This window comes from Lysinibacillus sphaericus OT4b.31 (assembly GCF_000392615.1).
GTDB lineage: Bacteria > Bacillota > Bacilli > Bacillales_A > Planococcaceae > Lysinibacillus > Lysinibacillus sphaericus_B.
In genome coordinates this window covers 1,126,966-1,149,791 of sequence record NZ_KB933398.1, presented here as the reverse complement: position 1 = coordinate 1,149,791, position 22,826 = coordinate 1,126,966, and the positions used below count along the sequence as shown (strand labels likewise).

General features: G+C 38.0%; 17 protein-coding genes. 6 read left to right on the top strand and 11 right to left on the bottom strand.

Annotated features, from left to right (window positions below; translation table 11 throughout):
* Window positions 1-596: 596 nt before the first annotated feature.
* On the top strand, window positions 597-2,021 hold the full coding sequence (locus H131_RS05230; protein ID WP_036131088.1) for an MBOAT family O-acyltransferase: 1,425 nt from the start codon (window positions 597-599) through the stop codon (window positions 2,019-2,021).
* 10 nt (window positions 2,022-2,031) lie between these two features.
* Complete coding sequence (locus tag H131_RS05225; protein WP_010858028.1) at window positions 2,032-3,213, top strand: alginate O-acetyltransferase AlgX-related protein; 1,182 nt, start codon at window positions 2,032-2,034, stop codon at window positions 3,211-3,213.
* Between the two features lie 182 nt (window positions 3,214-3,395).
* Here the strand turns inward: H131_RS05225 and H131_RS05220 are convergent, their stop codons facing one another.
* Window positions 3,396-4,400: an acyltransferase family protein gene (locus H131_RS05220; protein ID WP_010858027.1), complete on the bottom strand. Its 1,005-nt coding sequence runs from the start codon at window positions 4,398-4,400 to the stop codon at window positions 3,396-3,398.
* Between the two features lie 170 nt (window positions 4,401-4,570).
* Here H131_RS05220 and H131_RS05215 point away from each other — a divergent pair, with 170 nt between their 5' ends.
* A complete protein-coding gene (locus tag H131_RS05215; RefSeq protein ID WP_010858026.1) occupies window positions 4,571-4,798 on the top strand; it encodes a hypothetical protein in 228 nt (75 codons plus the stop codon).
* 114 nt (window positions 4,799-4,912) lie between these two features.
* Here the strand turns inward: H131_RS05215 and H131_RS05210 are convergent, their stop codons facing one another.
* On the bottom strand, window positions 4,913-5,413 hold the full coding sequence (locus H131_RS05210; protein ID WP_268891038.1) for a DUF1643 domain-containing protein: 501 nt from the start codon (window positions 5,411-5,413) through the stop codon (window positions 4,913-4,915).
* A 90-nt stretch (window positions 5,414-5,503) separates the two neighbouring features.
* Here H131_RS05210 and H131_RS05205 point away from each other — a divergent pair, with 90 nt between their 5' ends.
* Window positions 5,504-6,607: a hypothetical protein gene (locus H131_RS05205; RefSeq protein ID WP_010858024.1), complete on the top strand. Its 1,104-nt coding sequence runs from the start codon at window positions 5,504-5,506 to the stop codon at window positions 6,605-6,607.
* 1,076 nt (window positions 6,608-7,683) lie between these two features.
* Here H131_RS05205 and H131_RS05200 read toward each other — a convergent pair.
* The 8 genes from H131_RS05200 to H131_RS05170 all read right to left on the bottom strand — a co-directional run bounded on the left by H131_RS05200 (window position 7,684) and on the right by H131_RS05170 (window position 17,562).
* Window positions 7,684-7,914, bottom strand: coding sequence for a hypothetical protein (locus H131_RS05200; RefSeq protein WP_036129839.1), 231 nt, complete (start codon window positions 7,912-7,914; stop codon window positions 7,684-7,686).
* A 460-nt stretch (window positions 7,915-8,374) separates the two neighbouring features.
* Window positions 8,375-12,070 carry an S-layer homology domain-containing protein gene (locus H131_RS05195; RefSeq protein ID WP_010858022.1) on the bottom strand — a complete coding sequence of 1,232 codons (3,696 nt, stop codon included), beginning with the start codon at window positions 12,068-12,070 and terminating at the stop codon, window positions 8,375-8,377.
* Between the two features lie 540 nt (window positions 12,071-12,610).
* On the bottom strand, window positions 12,611-13,327 hold the full coding sequence (locus H131_RS05190; protein ID WP_010858021.1) for a WecB/TagA/CpsF family glycosyltransferase: 717 nt from the start codon (window positions 13,325-13,327) through the stop codon (window positions 12,611-12,613).
* A complete protein-coding gene (locus H131_RS05185; protein ID WP_010858020.1) occupies window positions 13,324-14,595 on the bottom strand; it encodes a nucleotide sugar dehydrogenase in 1,272 nt (423 codons plus the stop codon). Before H131_RS05185 ends, H131_RS05190 begins: the two co-directional genes overlap by 4 nt.
* A 298-nt stretch (window positions 14,596-14,893) precedes the next feature.
* Entirely contained in the window at window positions 14,894-15,541 is a 648-nt protein-coding gene (locus H131_RS05180; protein WP_010858019.1) for a hypothetical protein, read from the bottom strand.
* Window positions 15,477-15,704: a nuclease-related domain-containing protein gene (locus H131_RS26045; protein WP_080647623.1), complete on the bottom strand. Its 228-nt coding sequence runs from the start codon at window positions 15,702-15,704 to the stop codon at window positions 15,477-15,479. The genes H131_RS05180 and H131_RS26045 overlap by 65 nt, the downstream gene beginning before the upstream one ends.
* A 330-nt stretch (window positions 15,705-16,034) precedes the next feature.
* Complete coding sequence (locus H131_RS05175) at window positions 16,035-16,883, bottom strand: flagellin N-terminal helical domain-containing protein (RefSeq protein ID WP_010858018.1); 849 nt, start codon at window positions 16,881-16,883, stop codon at window positions 16,035-16,037.
* A 205-nt stretch (window positions 16,884-17,088) separates the two neighbouring features.
* Entirely contained in the window at window positions 17,089-17,562 is a 474-nt protein-coding gene (locus H131_RS05170) for a hypothetical protein (protein WP_010858017.1), read from the bottom strand.
* A 216-nt stretch (window positions 17,563-17,778) separates the two neighbouring features.
* On the opposite strand from H131_RS05170, the gene H131_RS05165 reads away from it, so the two are divergent.
* Together H131_RS05165 and H131_RS05160 are read left to right on the top strand one after the other, a co-directional pair.
* Entirely contained in the window at window positions 17,779-19,353 is a 1,575-nt protein-coding gene (locus tag H131_RS05165; RefSeq protein ID WP_010858016.1) for a hypothetical protein, read from the top strand.
* On the top strand, window positions 19,350-22,124 hold the full coding sequence (locus tag H131_RS05160; protein WP_080647622.1) for a DEAD/DEAH box helicase: 2,775 nt from the start codon (window positions 19,350-19,352) through the stop codon (window positions 22,122-22,124). The genes H131_RS05165 and H131_RS05160 overlap by 4 nt, the downstream gene beginning before the upstream one ends.
* A gap of 261 nt (window positions 22,125-22,385) precedes the next feature.
* Here H131_RS05160 and H131_RS05155 read toward each other — a convergent pair whose 3' ends face one another.
* Window positions 22,386-22,808, bottom strand: a complete 423-nt coding sequence (locus tag H131_RS05155) for a single-stranded DNA-binding protein (RefSeq protein ID WP_010858014.1) — start codon at window positions 22,806-22,808, stop codon at window positions 22,386-22,388.
* Between the last annotated feature and the right edge of the window lie 18 nt (window positions 22,809-22,826).

Here is a 22,826-nt window from a genome sequence, read left to right as displayed (position 1 = left end):
TGACCAATAAAGATTTTTCCTCTTGTTCGAAAAAAAATTCACTGGACAATCATTTAGTGAACAAATAGTGAATTTACGTTACAATAAGATAGGTAATTTATTCATGAATTACCTTTAGAGAGTAGCTTAGTATTCCTGAAATTAGCAATCTAGCTAGTAGAAATCATGTACTATTAGCAATTTTTAGAGTTCAATCAGTGATTTTTACGATGCTATCAGCGATTGTCGGGGTTCTATCAGCGATTTTGTCGATGCTATCGGCGATTGTTGGGGTTCTATCAGCGATTTTGATGATGCTATCAGCGATTGTCGGGGTTCTATCAGCGATTTTGTCGATGCTATCGGCGATTATTGGGGTGCTATCAGCGATTTTGATGATGCTATCAGCGATTGTTGGGGTTCTATCAGCGATTTTCACGATGCTATCAGCGATTGTTGGAATTCTATCAGCGATTTGTCGATGCTATCGGCGATTGTCACTGTTCTATCAACGATTTACACAATGCTATCAGCGATTACGACGGCTCTCAACATACTTGCTAACCACAATAACAACAACTTGTTTTTTTAATTTAATAGGGATGGGATTTGAAGGAATGGTTTTTAGTAGCCTTATTTTTTTATATGTCTTTTTGCCATTAGTGCTCGTTGTGTACTTCATCTCTCCGAAGATGCTACGTAACACGATTTTACTGTTGGCCAGCTTGTTCTTTTATGCATGGGGCGAACCGAAATACGTACTGTTAATGATGCTTTCGATTCTCCTCAACTATGTACTCGGGATTGTCATAGAAAATACGGTGTCACAGTCCAAACGAAAAACACTACTTTGGTTAGTCATCGTAAGTAACTTAGCAATCTTGGGCTATTACAAATATGCTGGCTTTTTTGTCGACATCCTTAATAATTACTTGGAGCAACCAATTGAATGGCAAGCGGTACCGCTACCAATCGGTATTTCATTTTACACGTTCCAGGCACTGAGCTATGTTATCGATGTCTATCGTAAGGATGTAAAAGCACAACGCAATTTCTTAGACTTATCACTGTTTATTACATTATTTCCACAACTTGTGGCCGGGCCTATCGTTCGATATCAAACGGTAGCCGAGCAGATTAAAAAACGTCTTTCCACAGCAGAAGATTGGATGATTGGTTCCCGTCGCTTCGTACAAGGTTTAGCAAAAAAGGTACTGATTGCTAATCCAATGGGTGAAGTAGCTGATCATGTCTTTAGCTTATCGGGTGGCGATTTAACAACAGGAACTGCGTGGATAGGGATTTTAGCGTACTCCCTGCAAATCTATTTTGACTTCTCAGGCTATAGTGATATGGCCATTGGTTTAGCACGCATTTTTGGCTTTAAGTTTGAAGAAAACTTCAACTATCCATATATCGCACAATCCGTGACAGACTTCTGGCGTCGCTGGCATATTTCACTAAGTAGTTGGTTTAGAGATTATGTCTATTTCCCACTGGGGGGTAGTCGCGTTAGTCACGAATGGAAGCTTTATCGAAACTTGCTTATCGTTTGGACGTTAACGGGCTTTTGGCACGGAGCAAGCTGGACCTTTATGGCATGGGGCTTTTATTACGGCATATTAATCTGCCTGGAAAAATGGGTGCTGTTAAAATGGTTGGAACGAATTCCACGCTTAGTGCGACATCTATACATACTCATTATCGTTATGATTGGTTGGGTATTCTTTAGAGCGAATGACTTTACATATGCTTTCACATTTATCAAAACGATGTTTGGGCTATCGGATGTACCGCTTTATAATTATGAAACCATTTTACTAGCAAAAGATTATGCTATTTACTTTATTGTGGCCATTATTTTTGCGATGCCAATTTATCAACTTTACCAACATTGGAGTGAACAAAAGGCTACCACTTCCCTTTCCTTTGACTGGGGATTACGCCTTACGCAAACGATTTACTATGGCGCGCTGTTACTATTTATCACAATGTTTTTAGTGAACGCAACCCATAATCCATTCATTTACTTTAGATTCTAGGTGGGACATCATGCGAAAAATTCAGACGTACCTTTTACCAATTACCTTTTTCTGCATCATTTTCGGTGGCTTCGTCGTGCATGTGTTAACGGTGGATCGTCCACAATCAGAAATGGAGAACCGTCCGTTAGAATCAGCAAACATTTCTCCGAGCCCACAGGAAATCTTTTCAGGGAAATGGTCAAAACAGGTTGAATCCTATATATCCGATCAATTCCCCGCACGTGATACTTGGATGCGCGATTACGTCTTCTTCCAACGTGCTATGGGCAAAACATATTTAAACGATAAGTATGCAGTCGATGATGACAGTGGCTGGATTATTTCCAAGCCAGCCGCAGCAAAATCTGAAGAAGAGCTTGTCTCCTTCGCTACAGATTTACAGCAGTTAAGCGAAGGTCTTGCTGAAAAAAACATACCGTTCACGTTTTATTCACTACCTGCTAAGGCGACCTACTCACGCGAGCCAAGCCCGAGCTATATGCCCGACGATGCAGGTATCGCCAACAATACAAAATTACATGAGCTTGTCACAGCTGCTGGCGTAGATAATGTCCGTCTCTATGATGAAATGAAGGAAGACTTTTCTGCTGAACGAAATTTCTTTAAAACGGATCATCACTGGACAATGCGCGGTGCATACTCAGGTTACGAGGCACTATTAAAAACAATAAGTGAACGACTTGGTGAAACCATCAAGCCAATTCCATTCGATGAAGCCAATACATTTTGCTTACCTAATCAGTTCGCAGGCTCGTGGAATAAAATTCTGTACATGACTGTCGATAACAATGAACAGATTTGCTACAATGAGCCCGATTCATTTGCGACACAGTTCACAATTTACGACGGGACAATGGAAGAAGGCATCACTGCTCCATACGAAGCTGTCTATGGTCGTGCCAAGAAAATGAGCCCTGATGCGTTAGTGAATTATGCTGATGCCTATAGTCGGGACTTTGCCGAACTCACGATCGTAAACGAAAACTATGATAGTGACAAGCATCTCGTGGTCATCAAGGATTCTTACTTTAACACCATCCAATTTCATGTAGCGAGTCACTTTAAAACGGTAACGATCTTAGACTTACGTTATTTAGAAAAAGATGTGATTTCTTATTTACAAAGCATGCAGCCAGACTATGTCATACTTGCCTACAATGATCGAAATCTAAAATTGATGCCGGAGTGATTGGTATTGTGAGTGGAAGTCGCCCTTCTATCAGCGGTTATGTCAGTTTTATCAGCGATAACTGCACTTCTATCAGCGATTTTGACTGTTTTATCAGCGATAACTGCATCTCTAGCGGCGATTTTCATCCATACAAAAAAGCAGTGATTTCTATTAACCTAGAAATCACTGCTTTTTCATTTTTATGAGACAAGCTTCCTTATTTTTCCGACGATCCATTGACTAAATGGTAGTAGAGAAATCAACTTCGTCAGCACGATGCAAACGACTAACGTCCACAGCATTAACAGTGGTACGCGGACAAGTGTACTACCAAAATGCGCTACAAACCATCCTGTCGATAAGCGTAGAACTTCCCAATGCATGAGATAAATCATAAATGCATATTGACTAATGATGCGAACGACCATCGTCTGCGGTTCCGACTGCCCCCAAGCAATAACAACTAGCACAATACTCACTACTAGTGGTACCAAATCGAGTCGTCTCGAATGCACCTCCGTGTATCCGAGTAGCAAACGCATGTACAAAAATACAGCAGATAACAATACCAACACAATTGTCGCACCACGATACTTCTTTGCCAACTCCGCAATTTGCGAATAATATATCCCTATTGCATAGGCCACTGCAAAATAGCCAAGCCAACCTGTAAACAATAAACGAAGCACCATGGCATTGTCTTCAAAAATTGGGTATGGCAACAAAATAACCGTATGATGAATAAGCGTAATCAGCACACATAATGGTAAAAACCATGCGCTCGACCACTTAAAACGCTTCAACAGCGCAAACACCACATACAGCTGCATAATCACAACCACAAACCAGCCAACAAATTCCCCATAAACCACATTGTTCACATACTTTTCCCACAACAAGCCCTTGCGATAAATCGACTCCACAAGGTACGCATCTATAAACGCCCACACTAAAAAAGGCACAAAAATATACTGAATTCTACTCGACCAAAAGTTAGTCGGTATTTGCTCACGATAACGGTTCGCCAATATTAAAATCGACAACACAATAAACGTTGGCGTTGCATAGCACAGCGCAATACGTAAAAACAAATAAAACGTCTGCTCCGGTTCTGCACCAACTTCCATAATAACCCACGAAGACGTGTGCAATAGTAAAATGGATAAACACGCCACTACACGTAGGTAATCCCACTCTTTAATCACGACAACATTCTCCTAGTACTTTTTTCTCTCTAGTAAGCATGTCATATTTTGTCGATGAATGCAATGGCGATACTTGTAATCTACTTTTCAGTGCTATAATGAAAATGATTAAAATTAAAGAGAAATATTTTAAAAATAGATACCCTAAGGAGAAAGGAGTGTTAAAATTAATGGAGAAGGTATTAAATGAACTAAAGCAAATTAATCAACGTCTTGATTCAATCGAAAATCGTCTTGAATCGCTAGAAACAGAACAACAAAAAATCAAACAAGCTGTTTTAGAAACAAATGAAAAAGTAAACCGACTAGAAGCCATTCAAGAAAGCCAACACCGCATTATCGAATTACTATCAGCTCGCTCCATTCAACATGAGGCAGAATTGAAAAGGATACAATAAAAACTGGATTCCCACTTCAAGATAAATAGTGAAGTGGGCTTTATATTTTAATTGCTCTTATCCATACTTTAATAGGAATAAAAACATATTTTTCGATGTTTTACATCCTTATATTTACAATGGTGGAATAGTATGAGCCACAATTCCTTTCTTATATTCATACTTTTTTAAAGTAGTATCTGTCTTCTGAAATAGTGGATGTTGTGGCATACCGTACCTGTTTACATTAAGATTATATAAATCTCTACCAGTATCATCTAAATATTTTAAAACTGGATAATGCGCATTAAACCAAACACCTTTTTCACCCCACGCAGCCACAATGATTTCAGCATCATTTATGGCTCTTTTAACGTACTCAATATTTTCAGGATGAGTTCGATCTTCCTCTTGTAGTAAATCTTCTGCATCTTTAGCTCGCAAAGAAAATAAATTAACAACACCAATAGAACCAAAAGAATTATTCCTAGCAATCTTAATACATTTATCCAATGTTCGATCACATACTTCCATATCCGCTAAGCTTGGATTTAACATGATAAAAAGGCACAAAGGTAATTCTCTTTCCCACTTGCAACGTAAAAATAATCGATGTTTTTTCGTTTTATCAAATATTATTTCAATTTCTTCATTGGATTTCCATTACCTCATCATTATGAAGGTTAGATGAGAATATATTAATAGATTTATAGGAGGTTTTTATAAATGTTAAACAAATGGTCACTCTTCTTACTAATATGTCTATTATCAGCATGTTCTAGTAATGAAGCAGCACCTACAAAAAAAGAAGAAGCTACAGAAAAGCAACCCGCCCAAACAACTCTCCCTCAATCACTAGAGGAATGGCAGAGCATAGTAAATAAGAGTGAGTGGTACAAGCAAATGAAAGATGAGTTTCCTGTAACAGCTGAGCAATTCGTTGATTTTGATGGCGATCAAATTCCTGAATATATACTAGGCCACAGCAGTCAAACTCAATACGGTTACGTTGTAGGAAAATACAATACATCAGATGAGATATGGGAGTATTGGAGTGAACTGCAATACGAATACCCTATTTATAACGAGGTTGCATTTCATGGCATACTAAAAGGACAAAATGGAAAAGAAATACTCATTGCCAGTGACTTTCAACCAGGAGCCAAAACCATTTCACATGAAATGAACCTAATCAAGGCATCTGATGATAATTCACGTGTCATATTAGGCTTCAAAGAATATGTAGAGCAACGGGAAGATATAACCATCAATCCTACTACAAATTCCTTCCATTTAGCAGGAACAGAGTTAAATCAAACCTATATCTTAAAAAACGATCATCTATTAGTAAACAATGAAAAAATAGTGCTCGAAACAGGTCTACCAATAATACATAATGAAGCATTTATGCAAGCTTTAAACAATAGTTTCACAAAGACAGGTATTTCCTTTATGGATACACTTGGAGAAGGGAGAGAGAAAGACAAAACTATAGCCAAAGAAGAATTTTTTGAAGGTGTTTTTTGCAACACTTATGAAGATTACTCAATTTGCACTGAATTTTACAATCAAAACTTAGACGAAGTACCAATTACTCATGTTCTTTTATTTAATTTTAAGCAAGTATCTGCAAAAGATATTTCCAAGGCTATTAAACAAGAAATAAAAATAGAAACTCATGATTACACAGATACCATTGACAAAATACTATATAACACATCATTTACAGTCGATAATGTACTATTCCATGCCAATTTCGATGGACCTACCGAAGAAGCCTTGCTACAAAAATTAAGTATTCAAAATCCAAAAGCAGCAGCAGAATATTAAACTACTTGCGTACTCTTATTCTTTAAGAGTATGTTTTTTTGAGGTTTATGAATAGCACCTGTTAATAAGGAATTTATCTTTATGTTAACTTTAAAGTTACTTCGTAAAATTTTATATCGTTCATCGCTTACAAAAACAATCCATAACATAGCTTTTGAGAATGGCAAGTTCATCTTATCGTAGATTGTATTAATGGAAAGTTTTTCTCCTATCAAATAGAAATCTTGTAAGCAATATTTTGGGATCACAATCTTTCGAATCTAAATAATGATTAAACAACTTTACATTGTTGACGTAACTTTCAATCGTGGTAATAGCTTTCCCCTCCTCAGTTAACCATTGATAACCATGATTGAAACTTTATTATTTTTTCCGTTTTCATACTCTGTATCCTTTTTTATGTCTAGCAAATCAAAAAAAAGTAACCTGCATCATTTTACGTTACTTCATCCGATTATTCATTTTTCAATATCTTTCCCAATCTCTCCTGCAAGTGTTGTAAAAATGGTAACTAGTGCAGCTAAAATAACTTTCTCCCACATAAATAAACTTCCCTCCTTTCAAGGTTATATTATTTTTTAAACTCACTAACGACAGTTTTATAATAATGTTATCAGTTTTTAGGCACACAAAAATAGCACATGCTATGTTTCGCATGCACTTCTATTTTTCTATGCTATTGGCATCTAATAATGTCGTCAGTTTTTCATTAGAAATGTCGTGAGTTCAATTCAGTAACTCATCTAATCACATTCTTTAGCGATAACTATTTTTTCTAAATAAGCAATGTAATGACGGATAATACTCCGAAGTTTTACATTCATCTTGTATTCGATTGACCAAGTAAAGCATTTCATCGACTTCTATCGTTACTTCTTCCACAATCTCAAATGGTTCTAGTGGTGTACATAGAAATTCACCTTAATAGCCGATGACATTCTTTTCTCTGTGGTACGTATTACTATTCACTTGTATTTTTACATACCTTCTAATGTAGATCTTCTCTGTCTCCAAAAACATTGGAAATCACTTCACCATTGACTAACCAAACTTCATATCGTGGTAATCTGATCTCATCACGGGACACAGATATATAAAGATAGTAAATTACCTTCTGCATCTGTAAAATCTACGGACGATGTTATAATCGGTTTTGTTAACGGTGCTATTATTGTTATAGGAATTAACCTTTCATCGATTTCTTCTTTTTCAAAAAGAAGTGACTCGTAACCGACTTGATCAATTGAAATTGTTCTAGCAATTAGCTTTTTAATGCCTTTAATAAAACGTTGTAATTCCTCCATCATCTTATTCCTCCTGTACCACATGTGCGCTATTCTTTTAATAAACGAAAACGTAAACAGAATTAAATTGTCAATCAGGTCTACAACAACAATTACACCTGCCTCCATCAATGGTTTCGGCACAGCAATACTCTCTAAAAATGATTCATAATAATAATCTTCTCCTCCTAATTAGAAACAACTTCAATTCCTTTAACAAAGAAATTGAAGTTGTTTCATTCTATATCAAGATAATAATATATCTTTAACTTTTTATTTATTACCTTTTATGTCTGCATGGATTCGCCAATATTAAAATCGATTACCACGCAATAATATCACGAGTTCATTCTATATATCACTTTTCAGTTGAATTTTTTTGATAGATAGACAGGTCGAATGGAATCTAAATAGAAAAAGCCCTGCAGGAGATTTCTCTCCCACAGGACCATTTCATAATCTATCTAATATTTTTCAATTGAAATTAGTTAGAAAGAACATTAGAAATTGTCACAGCGTTGCCACCAGCATCTTTAAGGCTAGCTCCACCGAATTCGATAGCTGTTAAAGCTTTTCCTACTACAACTGATGCATGATATGCATGTGTTACAGTAATAACCTTTTTATCAGTGCTAACTGAAGCTACTGAACCAGCAATTGTTGCTCCGTCAACAGTTAAGTTTAAAGCATTTCCAGTAGCTAAAGTTACAGCTTCAGAGAACGTTAATGTTAAAGTTCCATCGACAGCAGTAATTGGTGCTACATAACCACCTGTTGTGCTTTCAGAACCAGCAATCACTGTAGTACCTCCTGCTGCTGCAGTTGCTGTTACTACTTTATCAGCAGTAGGTAATGCATCAATCGCGTTTACTACATCAGCTTGTGTTGCTGTTGCTTTAATTGTAACTGTTACTTTATTATCAGTTGAATTATAAGCAGCCTCAGCCTCAGCTGTTGGAGTACCCACTACAAGTTCAACTTCAATTCCATCACCATTACCAGGTGCAGCTGCAGTTGCAGTAAATGTAACACCTGAAACTGTAGCTTTACCTAAATCACCTACAGTACCTACTGCTGGTTTACCTTGTACTGCTGCAGTAGTAACTTTCGCTGTATTTAATACAGTTGCTGATACTGACGCATTAATAGTATAAGTTGCTTTTGTTTTACCATCTTTTGCAGTTACTTCTACTGTCCAAATAGTACCATCAGCATTTTTTGTTGCTGCTGATGCTTTTGCACCAGAGTTATTAGTAGTTATTACTACATCTTCAGCTTTTATAGCAGCTAAATCTGTACCAACTGGGAACACTACATTATAAGTAGTACCTGAACCAGTTGCTGCAACATTTTTCACTTTAATTGAAGATACTGAAGTATCTACTGCTCCAGCTTCAACTGTATTAGTTGGAGGTGTTGTACCAGCAGCAAGTGATTTAAGATAGAATGTAATTTCGTTATCTTTAACCTCATAAGTAATTTCTACAGCTGTAGAAGCATCTTTTAATGCTTTTTCGAAGTTTGCAAGTGATACTGGACGGTTATCTGTATCACGATAGATGAATGTTTTACCATCTACATCAGCATATTTAACTGGATCTTTACCAGTAATAGTGAATGTTTTCTTATCTGTATTGAATGATTCAATGATACCTTTTTCTAAATTACCAACTTCTTTTGTACCTGTGAATGATACTTTTGTTTCAGAAGTTGTATTAATTGTAAATGGTTTTAATTCAGTTGTACCATTTAAATCTTTAACAATTGCATTAGCTGTTACTTTAACTGCTGCTGATTTTTCAGGATTTGTTGGTTTAACTTTAATTGCTGGTGTAGCTGAATTAGCAACTGTTACAGTATAATCACGGTTTGGTGCTACTTCTTTTGTTACACCATCAGCTGTTACTTCTACAACATTATCACCAGTATTTGATACTGTGTATGTTGCAGAAATCGTATCATAACCATTTGTATCTCCAATTGCAATTTTCTTACCAGATTGGTTTGTTAATTGGAATTGGAATGTAGCTGCTTCATCACCTTTGAATTTATCTTGGTCATCGCCATTAGCATCAACAGATACTAATTTACCACCTGTTAATTTCGCTTGTTCGAAGTAAGAAATTTGTCCAATAGTAGTTGGTTCACCTTCATCAAGTTGACCATCTTTAGCAGATGAATTATTAATATCAATCCATGCTACCGGTGTTGCATAGTCATCTACATTTCCAGCTGGGCTACCAATTACGAATGATGCTTCACCTTTATCGTTAGTTTTTACAGTGATTTTATCTTCTGTATTACCATTGTCTGCAGTTGAACCGTAGAAAGCAACTTGTTTACCATCAGCATTTAATTTAACGAATTTAGCTTTAGTATTTGTGCTAATTACTCGGTCTAAATTTTCGTTGAATGCGACATTTACGACTTCGTTTTTAGCAACTTTACCGTCTTTATTTTTAACTAATACTTTGTATTTTCGACCGTTTTCGTAACCAAATGCTGCGTTTTCGCCACCATCACGAGTTAACTCGATTGAATATTCAGCTTGTAATGCGCCGAATTTAACCTTTGGAGCTGCTACTTGTAATAAGTCAGCTTCATAGTAAGATGCATAATCTTTACCATGTGCTTTATCATCATTTAAAGCGAATACTACTGGTGTTACTTCAGTATTTGCTCCTGATACTGTGAATGTAGCTTCACCTTTTGAATCAGTTGTAATAACAGCAGTCTTTGGAGCTGTATTGTTTGTTAATTGTTTTGCTGCTACACCGTTTACTGTAGCGTTTTTAGCTTCATTTGGAGCAACATTGATGTTTTCAAGGAATGAAACGTTTAATTCTTTATTCGCTACCACTTTACCAGTTTCTGGGTGTTTGTAAGTAACTTTATAAGTTTTGTTAGAATTGTTGTTGATTGTAGAACCAGTAGTTACTTCTTCAACTTTAAGGATTGAATCAACACCCCAGAATACGAAACCAGTTGAGAATTTAGAACGGTCACCAGTAGCGTATACAGTTAATGTGTCAGTTGTTGCAGCATAACGAGTATAAGTGTGAGTTGCTACACCATTTTCGTCAGTAAGTGCTTCAACAGTAACTGGAGCTTTAATGCCGTCAGCTGAACCTGGTACGAATAATGTTACTGGAATACCTGCTTTAGAAGCGCCTTCAGCAACAGTTACTTGTGCTTTAACAGTTATTTGTTGACCAAGTTTACCTTGAACTGATTTTTCTACGATATCAACTTTAGTTGGGATTACAGCTACGATACCTTTAAATGTACCGATTTTGTCTTCGCCAAGAGATACAGTGTACTCTTTGTCAGCTGTTTGAGCAGCAGTTGTTAAAACAACAACTTTTTTGTTTGTTTGTTTAACAGCAGCGTTTTTAACTTCAAGATCAGAGATTAAGAAGTTAAGAGCTTGTACGTTGTCCACTTCTGTATCGAATGTTACTTCAACAGTTGTGTTGTTAATAGCTTTAACAGTTGAAACGCCTGCTTCAGGTTCCATTACATTGTTGATTGTACGGTGTAAGAATGAAGCGAATTGACCACGAGTAATGCTGTTAGCTGGGTTGAATTTAGATACGTTAGTGATACCAGCGTATTCTAAAGCAACGATTGCATTGCGTTGTTCAGCAGCGAAAGCAGCTTCAAGGTCAGTGATTTCTGTTACGAAACCAGCTTTTTTGTAGTCAGCTACTAAATCTACGCCGCTAACTTCTTTAATCGCACGTACTAAAACAACTGCCATTTGTTGACGTTGCATAGTTTGAGAAGCGTTTAAGTTACCGTTTGAACCAGCGAATACGCCTGCATCTTTAGCAAGTGCAGCATATTTAACTAATTCTGCTTCAGCTGTTACTGGTAGATCAGTAAAGCGTTGTTTAGTTTCCCAGTCAGCTGGAATTTCTTGGCCTTGAGCTTCTAACCAACGACCTAATAATTTTACCACTTGACCGCGGTTAATAGATTGGTTTGGTTTGAATGTGCCATCAGCATATCCATTGATGATACCTGCTTCAACTAGTGCGTTGATTGCTACCTCGTGGTCGTTACCTGCTACATCTGAGAATCCTGCTGCAGAAGCCACTGGTACGATAGCAGAAGCTACTAAAGTAGCTGTTGCAGCCGTAGCTACGAATTTTTTGTATTTCTTTGGTTGGTTAGCCATAGAAAAATTTCCTCCTCTAAGTTCAAAAATTATGTTTATACCACATAGATATGCAGTAAATAAACAACTACACATAAAAGTATAGTTGTATCCCTAAAAGTTGTCAATCATATTTTGGGAAAGTTTCTAATTCGTTTCCGGAAAAAATAGGACGTCTAACTCTCTTTTACCATTGTCGACTATCTAAGGTTATTTTTCAAGTAAAATCACGTAATTTTTCCAACAAAATCTTTCTTTCTATGGATAAATGTACATATTTCATAGATTTATGCTGGGTTTGTCGCAATAGTACTGGTAAGAGCTGAACAAATAGAAGTGTTGGTAGATTGTTTCATCCATGATTCGAAATGACCATAAGTTTCTATATTTTAAAAGCAACAAAACGAAAAAAGCTCAAGCATATAATATGCTTGAGCTTTTTTCGCTTGGGCTACCAACCGTTGTTTCCTTGCAGGGAATTCTATTATTTCATAGAGGAAATTCCTATACACCTACAGTCTAACACTTTCAATTTAAAACGACAATACCATTTTTTAAAAATTACTGCCGTTTCTTTCTAGCCACTTCCAGTAAAAATAATGGAAGTGCCACTTGACGCTTGATACGCTTAGGTTCTTTTAATAATCGATAAAACCATTCAAGACCGAATTTCTGGAAAATTTCTGGTGCTCGCTTCACTGTGCCTGCAAGCACATCAAATGAACCACCCACACCTTGATAAATCGTTGGGTGCAATTGATCACGATTCGCATTAATCCAGTTTTCTTGTTTTGGACTGCCCATTGCTACAAAAAGTAAATCAGGCTGTGCTTCGTTAATGCGGTCGATTACCTTCTGCTCGTCTTTTTCATAGCCGTCCTGTATGCCGACTATTTTAATAGAAGGAAATAATGATTCGAGTTTTGCCTTTGCCGCATCTGCTACACCTGGCTTGCCCCCATAAAGGAAAATAGGCTTACCACGTTTTGCCGCTTCTTCGCAAAGTTTCATCATCATATCCACACCCGTCACGCGTTCACGAATTTGCCCTTTTTGAATTTTAGATGCAAGAATAACACCAATACCATCTGGAATTTGAAATTCCGCTTCATTCAATAGCTTCTTTAAAGCAGGGTCTTCTTTAGCTTTGATAATTTTTTCAGGATTGATGGCAACAACGAGCGCCTTTTGTTTTTTCTCAATGCGCTCAAATGCCATATCCATTAATTCATCGTAGCCCTCCGTATTGACGTTTATGCCAAGTACTGTTTCTTTCATCGGTTTTTCGCATCCCCAAGTAAATGGAACTCAAAGCTCGCTTCTTGCCAATTTTCACGGTTTAAGCAGTTTTTCGTATCGAAGACGATTTTTGTTTTTGCTGTCACGTCTGCGGCGTTTAGTGCTTTGAATTCATTGTGATCCGTTAGTACAACAATGATGTCAGCATCTTTTGTTGCTTCCTCTAAGCTTTGTGTTTGTGTAACATGTTTGTTTTCTTTAATGTGTGGATCATAAGAAATCACATCTAAGCCTAGATTTTGTAGTTCATCAATCACAATTGTTGATGGACTTTCTCGCATATCATCAACATTTCCTTTGAAGGCTAGTCCAAGTACTGCTACTTTGCCACCTGCAATTTTGTTTTGATTTAAGATTGCCTGTGTTTTTTGTGCTGTATAGCTTGGCATACTGTCATTTGTATTACGAGACAGGTGAATCATTTGTGCTTGCTCGCCACCAAGCTCCACAAGGAACCATGGGTCAACTGCGATACAGTGACCGCCAACACCAGGACCAGGGAAATGCACATTTACGCGTGGGTGATAGTTCGCGAACTTAATCGCTTCCCAAATATTTACGTCCAGTTTCTCTGCCATTTTCGCTAACTCGTTCGCAAAGGCAATATTAACATCACGGTATGTGTTTTCCATAACCTTTACTAATTCTGCCGTTGTTGCATCTGTCAGGTGAATTGTGCCATTCACAAATGTTTGGTAAAGCTCTTTTGTCATTTGTGATGACTTTTCATCGATCCCACCAACGATACGGTCGTTGTTCACTAATTCTTCAAAAATACGACCTGGAATTACACGTTCTGGTGAATGTGCTACAAATAAATCAACACCGAATTCAAGGTTTGCTTTAATCAGCTCTGGCAACATCACATGCTCCACTGTTTTCGGTGGTACTGTCGATTCAAGAATTACAAGATTTCCTTTTTTCACAAAAGGTACAATGGATGCAGTTGCTTGACGCACATACTCTAAATTAGCTGTATTGTCAGCATTGATTGGTGAAGGAACAGCTACGATGAACACGTCTGCTTCCTGCGGTGTTGTTGACGCTGTTAGGAACCCTTCATCTACTGCTTTGTTCAGACGCTCCTGCAAGCCGTTCTCTTCTATATGAAGTTTTTTCTCTTGTATACTTTTTACTGCTGCTGGGTTTACGTCCACCCCATGTACTTTTATGCCGTGGTTGGCGAACATTACAGCCGTTGGTAAACCGATATAGCCAAGTCCAACGACACAAATTGATTTAGTCATTCTCTATTCTTCCTTCCGTTTCAAAAACGAGTAGTCATTAAATTTATATATGTTGTGTAAATGCAATCGCATTTTTGTTCTGCATTATAGTATACATCTTTCAAGGGAAAGTGTGAATCAATTTGTCATTTTGAAGCGTTTTCTGTGCTCTATTTACTTTGGTTGGGGTGTAGGCTGGTTGTATTTGAGTTTTATCAGCGATTTTTGCGGGATTATCAGCGATTTTGGGTCTTCTATCAGCGATTTCCGATTCGCTATCAGCGGTTTTATTTCTTCTATCAGCGATTTCGGTTTTTCTTCAGCTTTTTCCATTTAGAAGCGACAAGTTGTATTTTGTGTTTTTACCAGTGCCACTACGGGTTAGAAACAATCTTTGCAATAAGCGTTTTGTAACATGTGGACTACCAACATTCAAAAAGTCGCGACATTCCCTGTTCGTCATCGTATCGCCCACAAGCATATAAAAATCCTTAAGCGCCGACACATGTGCCTCTTTACATCGACGTTCACACTTCTGACAAAACCATGTTGCTTTTAATTTCAGCATGCCAAACTGACCGCAACTTTCACAATAAACACCCCTTTGCAAAACAGACGGTTCAATATGATAGTATCGGCAAAGTGGAAACGGATTCTTTTGCTGCTGCAACTGTGACAAAATGATGTGCGATACATCGTTTATAGCAAAATCCAATTTCCTTGCTAATAGCTTATGGATATAAATCGGCAACTCTTTCCCCATGACGATTGGCAATCCGCTTCCCTCTCGATGAACATCTACATTATTGAAAGGAAAAACTATTGCGCCATATAAAGGCATAGTAATGCGATGAGCATCTAAGAAATGCTGCATTGCCTGTATATATTGCTCAAGTTGAATTTCAGGATGTGTAAAGGTACGAACTTCTCCTGTTTTCCGTGGTACGGATGAGCTGACGAGGGTCACTTTTAAAATGTACAGTTCCTCGAATATTTTTTATTTCTAAAATAATGATTCCGCTTGGTGTAATAATCAAAATATCGATTTGCATCGGAAGGATAGTGGGAAGCATAACATTGTGGAATATGTGACAATCGCTGAGTGGTTGTAATTTTTGAAGCTCGTTCATAATGTATTGCTCACCAAAATCACCCGCTTCCTTATTTTTTAGATCCTTTTGTAATTTTTGCTACTGTGGATGTGTTGACGGTAGACGAGCTACGAGTGCTTGCAGTCCAAGTGTGCGTGGTGAAGGCATAAACGGTTTAACAATCAAAGCCATCGCTCCTTTTCTACAAACTATAACAAGAATAAGAGTGGAAAAATACTAGTTGCTTCAAATTAAAAATTTGTCGCTTTTTCTAAGGGTAAGTGGGTAAAATTCGCGAATTATTCGGCGATGTTTGCACTTTTACAGGCGTTTGCTCAGGGTCTGCTTATCAAAAAAAAGGAATCTCCATTAGTATCTGGGATTCCTTATCTTTCCGCTATCTAACAATTTTAAGATTGATTGAGCCTGTTGCATATGCAGGGCCAATACATATTGACCGGCTTGTAATAAAATTTGTGATTTTACCATATTCATCATTTCTTTCGCAATATCTGCATCACGAATACGGGACTCGGCTGCCGTTAAATTTTCAGCAGTGTTCATGTTTGCGTTATAGGCATGCTCAAGACGGTTTTGATAGGCACCCAGGCGCGAACGCTCATTGGATACTCGCTTTAAAGATTCGTCCAACGTAGAAATGGCTTTATCCGCGTCTTCTCTTGTAGCAATAGAGGTTGTGTCATCAAGATCAAGCGCCCCTGCGCCCATATCATTGATGTGCAATTCAATACTTTGCCCAGCATTGGCACCGGCCTGAATTTTAATGCCGTTCGTTGCGTAGTCACCATTTAGTAGTGTTTTTGTATTAAACTCGGTATCTTTTGAGAGACGTTGAATTTCTTTTTTTAATTCCTGAAACTCCAAATCCAGTTGCTGACGATCGCTATCTGTCATTGTGTCATTGGCGGACTGGACTGCTAGCTCACGCATCCGCTGAATCATGGCATGCGTTTCATTCAGTGCGCCCTCTGCTGTTTGAACAAGTGAAATTCCATCCTGAATATTTTTCGACGCCATGTTCAAACCACGAATTTGCGCACGCATTTTTTCGGAAATTGCGAGTCCCGCTGGATCATCCGCTGCACTATTTATGCGATAACCTGAGGAAATTCGCAACATTGACTTGCTCATTGCATTGTAATGCCGGTTCATATTGTTTAGAATCGACATCCCCGTAGCTGACCATTTGCCAAGCATTGCTTATCCACCTCCATATATTGTATTTTTATTAATATCGGTCTAGGGTAATTTCTGTTAAGCGTGCAATTCGTATTTTTTAACAACATTATCCATATTCTAGCGGCGACATTTACAATTTTTCAACTACTATTTATGACAAGTTAAATTTAAAAGCACCCCTCCTTTTCAATGAAAGTGGGTGCTCATTTGTTGTGCCATGTATTCAAGATTCGAAACCTCCGAGTTGATTGCTCTTTTGGTGAAGTAGTTCAAAAAAGAGCCCCTCATTGTAATCTAACAGTGCCTTGTCGATTAAATAATCATAGTTTTTTTGCTCGATTTCGATTATAAGTTGATTTATCTCACCCACTGTCACCGAAGAAACAAGCGGTATTTGCGGTTTCGGTGTAGCGCTTTCAAGAATGGGTGCTAGATGTTCATGGACATTTGTAATGAGTAATAATTGATAAAGTGGTAAACGAATGAAACGATTTCCCTTTTGGAAAACGAATACCTCAGATAAATTTTCGATTTGTTGTGTATGCAAGTTGATAATCATTTCTTTTCCTTCGATGGGTATGAAATGGAAAATCTCATTCTCTTTTAATATAGAGAAATATTGATAAGCAAATACGAGACGCAATTTATCTCCAGTAATTTTTGTGTAAAATGGCTTCATGTATTGAACTTGCATCATCCTTCATCCCCCCCTGAGTTATCTGATTATTCAGATTTTAACACAAATAAATCCTCTTGTTAACTATCTTTACTCCAATTTTTTTCTTTATAATCATTCAGCTTATCATGTCCCCGTTTTAATCGTATAATGGGAGGACAGTCTTTTTTACCTGATAAACAGTGACATGCAAAAAACATTTAAAATAACACAGTTATTATTGAGAGGAGTGGAGTTATGGCTTTATCTATTTCGCAACTAGCTAAGGAACATCAGCAATTTGTACTTGCAAAAGTAAAGGAGGCTGAGCAGGACTTACATCCTTCCTCAACCGAAGATGAGGAGCTTGTGCGTCGTGCAGTTTTTTCAGTACGTAATAAATCTATTGCATTTGAACGTTTTAATAGCGCAAGTTCTATATTATATGCAAGTGTACAGGATGTCAGACCCGCTTCTGTAGAAATTGATTTTGCACACGAAACATTATTTTGTAATTGCCCACAGCTAAAATGGTGTCGCCATCAGCTTGGTGCATTGCTTGCACTCTATCAGTACTTTGATTCGGTACAAAATTGGTCTAGTGCATGGCGAGCGCAAAAATCCGTGCAGTTAAAAACATTAGCCGATGAACGTAGTCCTGAAAGCTGGGGATTAATGGCTAACGAAGTGATGAAGCGTTTACTGCCAACTGGTCGTGTACTGGAAGGCTATGGTCTATCTGCTATTCGCTCTGATGCACTAGAGCGTCTTCGTAAACATATGCCCTTTGAACGTGAATGGCAGCCACTTTATAAACTTTTTATGGAACTGACAATCATTAATACAATATGGCGCCATTTAAATGAAACACCCGGGCATTCCCTTGATTCACCCTATATGAAATACTTTATTGATCAAAGTATTCAATCTTTTGAAAGTACACTGACGGAACTTAATGGACGCTCACGCCTTTTTGCAACCGATCCTTTTTACAATGCACTTCAACAAATTGTACGAGATTTTTTATTAGAACGTCGTGAACTCTTTGCCAGTCGACTACAAATCTACATGCTTCTATGGGCAGTACTTTTTTATGAGAAGCCTCGACGTGAGCAAGAACTAGCATTGCTAAATGAACTTGAAAATCCATCATCTGAGATTTCATTGCAATCATTGAAGCTATTGTTTTACGTCCTATTACAAAAAGAACAATTATTAGAAGAAAGTATTGCACATATAAATATCGAGCATATGAACGACTTATTTGAGCTTGCTACCTTTGCTAAGCGAGCAGGAGAGCCACAAGCCCAGACATCCATCTTGCGCGCGATGCTACCATTTGCAGAAGCCTTTTTACAGGAAACTGTACCCGTAGTACAGCGTGCTCAATATGTTCGACAGTTCCAATTATTATATGAAGACATACAACTGACTGACGAAGAAGAAACCTCCCTATATAGTGCTTTTGGTGTTTACGGGCTTCAGCCATTTTCGTTCTTCCTTATAAAAAAAGAACGCTATCGTGAATGGGCAGCCTTGCATCAATTAAATCTCTCTTCCCTTTCTTATTTAGAAATGTGTGGATTAAAAGATGTGCTACAGGTAGCTCCTGCGACTGTATTGCCTTTGTATCATGTCTATGCAATGGCAGAGATTACCCAAAAATCACGCATGAATTATAAACAGGCGGTTCGTATATGGAAAAGTATGCGAAATGCAGCAAAACGAGCCGGAAAAACTGGTTATTTTGAAACATACATGCAAACAATACGTACAGAGTTTAAACGACTACGTGCATTACAGGAAGAGATTGAGAAAGGAAACTTAGTATGATGACTTTAAATGCTACCTCTCCGTTTACGAAAAAAATACAGCTCCGTATTGAGACAGCTCAGGAAGGTTACTTTGCGTTACAGGGCTTTACTGCTGGTGGTGTAGCAATGGATGCAAGTTCACTTGTTTCTTCTTTGTTTTTTAATTATGAAACTAATGTCTATGGTTTACTGGCCAATCATTCAGACTTTTCCATCGAAGTTTCTACTGCAGAGCTACTTGATATTTTTTCTTCTCGCTATCAGCATCCATTTATACAATGGCATGGGATAAATGAAGAGAGTAGCTCCTTATTAGAAACCGTGTCGACACTACAAGTGTACTGGCAAGACCCAACACTTTGGAAGCATGCCAGTATTGCTGATGATTTTTCATCGTTAGCATTTCCAATTGACGGTATTGATACGAACTTACTTGAGACTGCAGTACAACAAAAGCTTATAAATGCAGGGTTGTTGCTATCCGATTTACCAAAACTATTACCATTTTTCATGCGTGGTGGCTGGCCTTTAGAACAGGATCGTCAGGCTGGCACTGTCAGGGTGTCACTACGTTTAAGTGAGCCTGAAGAAGACTCGGACGTATGGTTGTTAGAAACTGTCCTTAGCACAGCAACGACAAAAAATTATTGGACACCCGCTATCCGCAAGCAAACACTACCAATCGTAGATGCCTTACCGACAAAGTGGCAGGAATTTGCAAATGATATTGTGCAGCAACAAACACAAATCGTGGAACTTCTGTCCATTGACGATATACGAAGCGATATTTTTATTCATGAGACGCTTGAGGATTTAGAAGTTCGCTCATTTTTACGTGAAGATTTGGCTAGAATACAAGCACTTGGCTTTGAAGTCGTGCTACCAGCTTGGCTAAAGGATTTAAAACAATCGAAGATGCGTGTTCGTGTAAGTACGGGGAATGCATCCACTAAAAAAGTTGCTGGATTAGATGATATATTAACATTTAAATGGCAGTTTTCTATGAACGGTGAGTCGATTTCACCTGAGCAATTTAAAAAACTTGTAGATGAAAAACGTGAATTCATACGTATTGGTACAGAATGGTTTCGTGTAGATGCAAACTGGATGCAGGAAATGCGCGAATTAATGCAACAAGCGGAAGATGAAAGCTGGACTGTTCGCGAGTTACTATTCCGTGAATTACCAGAGGATTTATCGCTTCCGCTAGAAGAAGAGGACGCTGATGATGTACTACGGGATGACCCTCTCTTTGCATTTGAATTGCAGCAATCTCTAAAATCCTATATGGAGCAGTTACAAGAGAAAAAAGGATTACCATCTGTTCCACTACCTACTTCACTTCAAGCTGAGTTGCGCCCTTATCAGCAGGAAGGCTTTGAATGGCTCATTTTTATGCGTGAACAAGGCTTCGGCGCTTGTCTAGCTGACGATATGGGTCTTGGTAAAACCGTTCAGCTTATTTCATACCTATTGCATGTTAATGAAACCATGGATTCACCTAAGCCCTCTATTATCATTTGTCCGACGTCGGTACTCGGCAACTGGCAAAAGGAACTAGCTCGTTTCGCTCCTTCCTTAATCGTGCATACGCATTATCAAGCAAATCGAGCGAAGGAAGAAACTTTTGTACAACTTGTAGAGCGAGAGAAACCACATGTTATCTTATCTACCTATGGTACTGTGTCGCAGGATGCGGAGTTTTTACAGGAAATTGACTGGACTACCGTTGTACTGGATGAGGCACAGAATATTAAAAATATGCAAACATTACAATCTCGTTCAATTCGTAAATTACAAGGGAAACACCATATTGCCTTGACAGGTACACCTGTTGAAAACCGCTTATCAGAGCTTTGGGCTATTTTTGATTTTATTCATAAAGGTTATTTAGGTAGCTTCGGTCGCTTTAATGAGGAATTTATTTTACCAATTGAACGCGATGAATCAGAATCACATAAACAAAAGCTTCGTGCGAAAATACAACCATTTTTACTACGTCGAACAAAACGCGATCCTAGTTTACAGCTTAATTTACCAGATAAACAGGAATCCAATGCTTATTGCCCATTAACTACTGAGCAAGCATCTCTTTATGAAGGTTACATTTTAGAGACCCTTGATCAGCTAGAGCAATTAACAGGCTTTCAGAAAAAAGGGCGTGTTTTAAAAATGCTCAGTAAATTGAAGCAATTATGTAATCATCCTGCCCTCTATTTAAAGGAACCTTTCGAGGATGCCACAACAATGCTAACTCGTTCTACCAAATTAGAACGTATTGTACAAATGGCGGCGGAAATCGTGGACAATGGTGAGCAGTGCCTCATTTTCACACAGTATATTGGTATGGGACAATTGCTACAGCATTGCTTTAGTGAATTGCATAATGTCGATGCTCCGTTTTTAACTGGTGCTATGCCAAAGCAACAACGTGACCGATTGGTGGAGGCTTTTCAGGCAGGAGAATTCCCTATTTTCATCCTTTCCTTAAAGGCAGGAGGCACAGGACTAAATTTAACAGCTGCCAACCATGTGTTGCATGCCGATCGCTGGTGGAATCCTGCGGTTGAAAATCAAGCCACAGACCGAGCTTATCGTATTGGGCAAACACAATTTGTGCAAGTGCATAAGTTTGTCACAATCGGTACTATTGAAGAGAAAATTGATAAAATGCTGGCGCAGAAATCTGCATTATCGGAAGAACTCATTCAATCAAGCCAATGGTTAACGGAACTTGCAGATCATGAACTTCGTGATTTGATGACACTTGACTATAATATTCCAACGTAATATACGCGCCAAGAACATAATGTTTTTGGCGCGCTTTTAGTTTGCCAATTTCAGTGAACAATGTTGTTACTACTTTCCTACTTACTTCAACTTCATATTTAGTTGTGTGAAATGCTCATTGTTGTGCGGTCTACAACAATGATTAAGTCATTTAAGGTAATACATCCACCCTTTCAATTAAATGATTACGGTGCAAGTGCTATCAGGAGAATGGCGGATCAGATAATTTTCAAACTTGCTCCGTATGTATAACGTAATTTGTTATACTACCGGTAATTGTACTTCTTCCTGTGGCAACACAAAATCTTTGAAGCTATTCTGCTCAGTGATTGACTGTGGTGGTCCAATTGCCCCCGCACTATCTCGGGGCTTAAGCTTATAAAATCGGACATCTTCTACGACTACTTCTGTAATGTAAATCTTTGAACTTTCTTCATTCACGAATGACCTTGACTGGATACGGCCATTTGCACCAATTAAGGAACCTTTTCCGCAATATTTAACGATACGCTCTGCCAGTTTTCCCCATACTGTGCAAAGAATAAAGTCAGCCTCCACTTCCCCACGACTGTTTCTGTAATTGCGGCTAATGGCAAGAGAAAAATGTGTTTGCACTCGATTGCCAGATAATTGTCGTAATATAGGATCCTTTGTTAATCTTCCAACTAGTCCGACCTGATTCATCAATTCACCTCCTTTGCT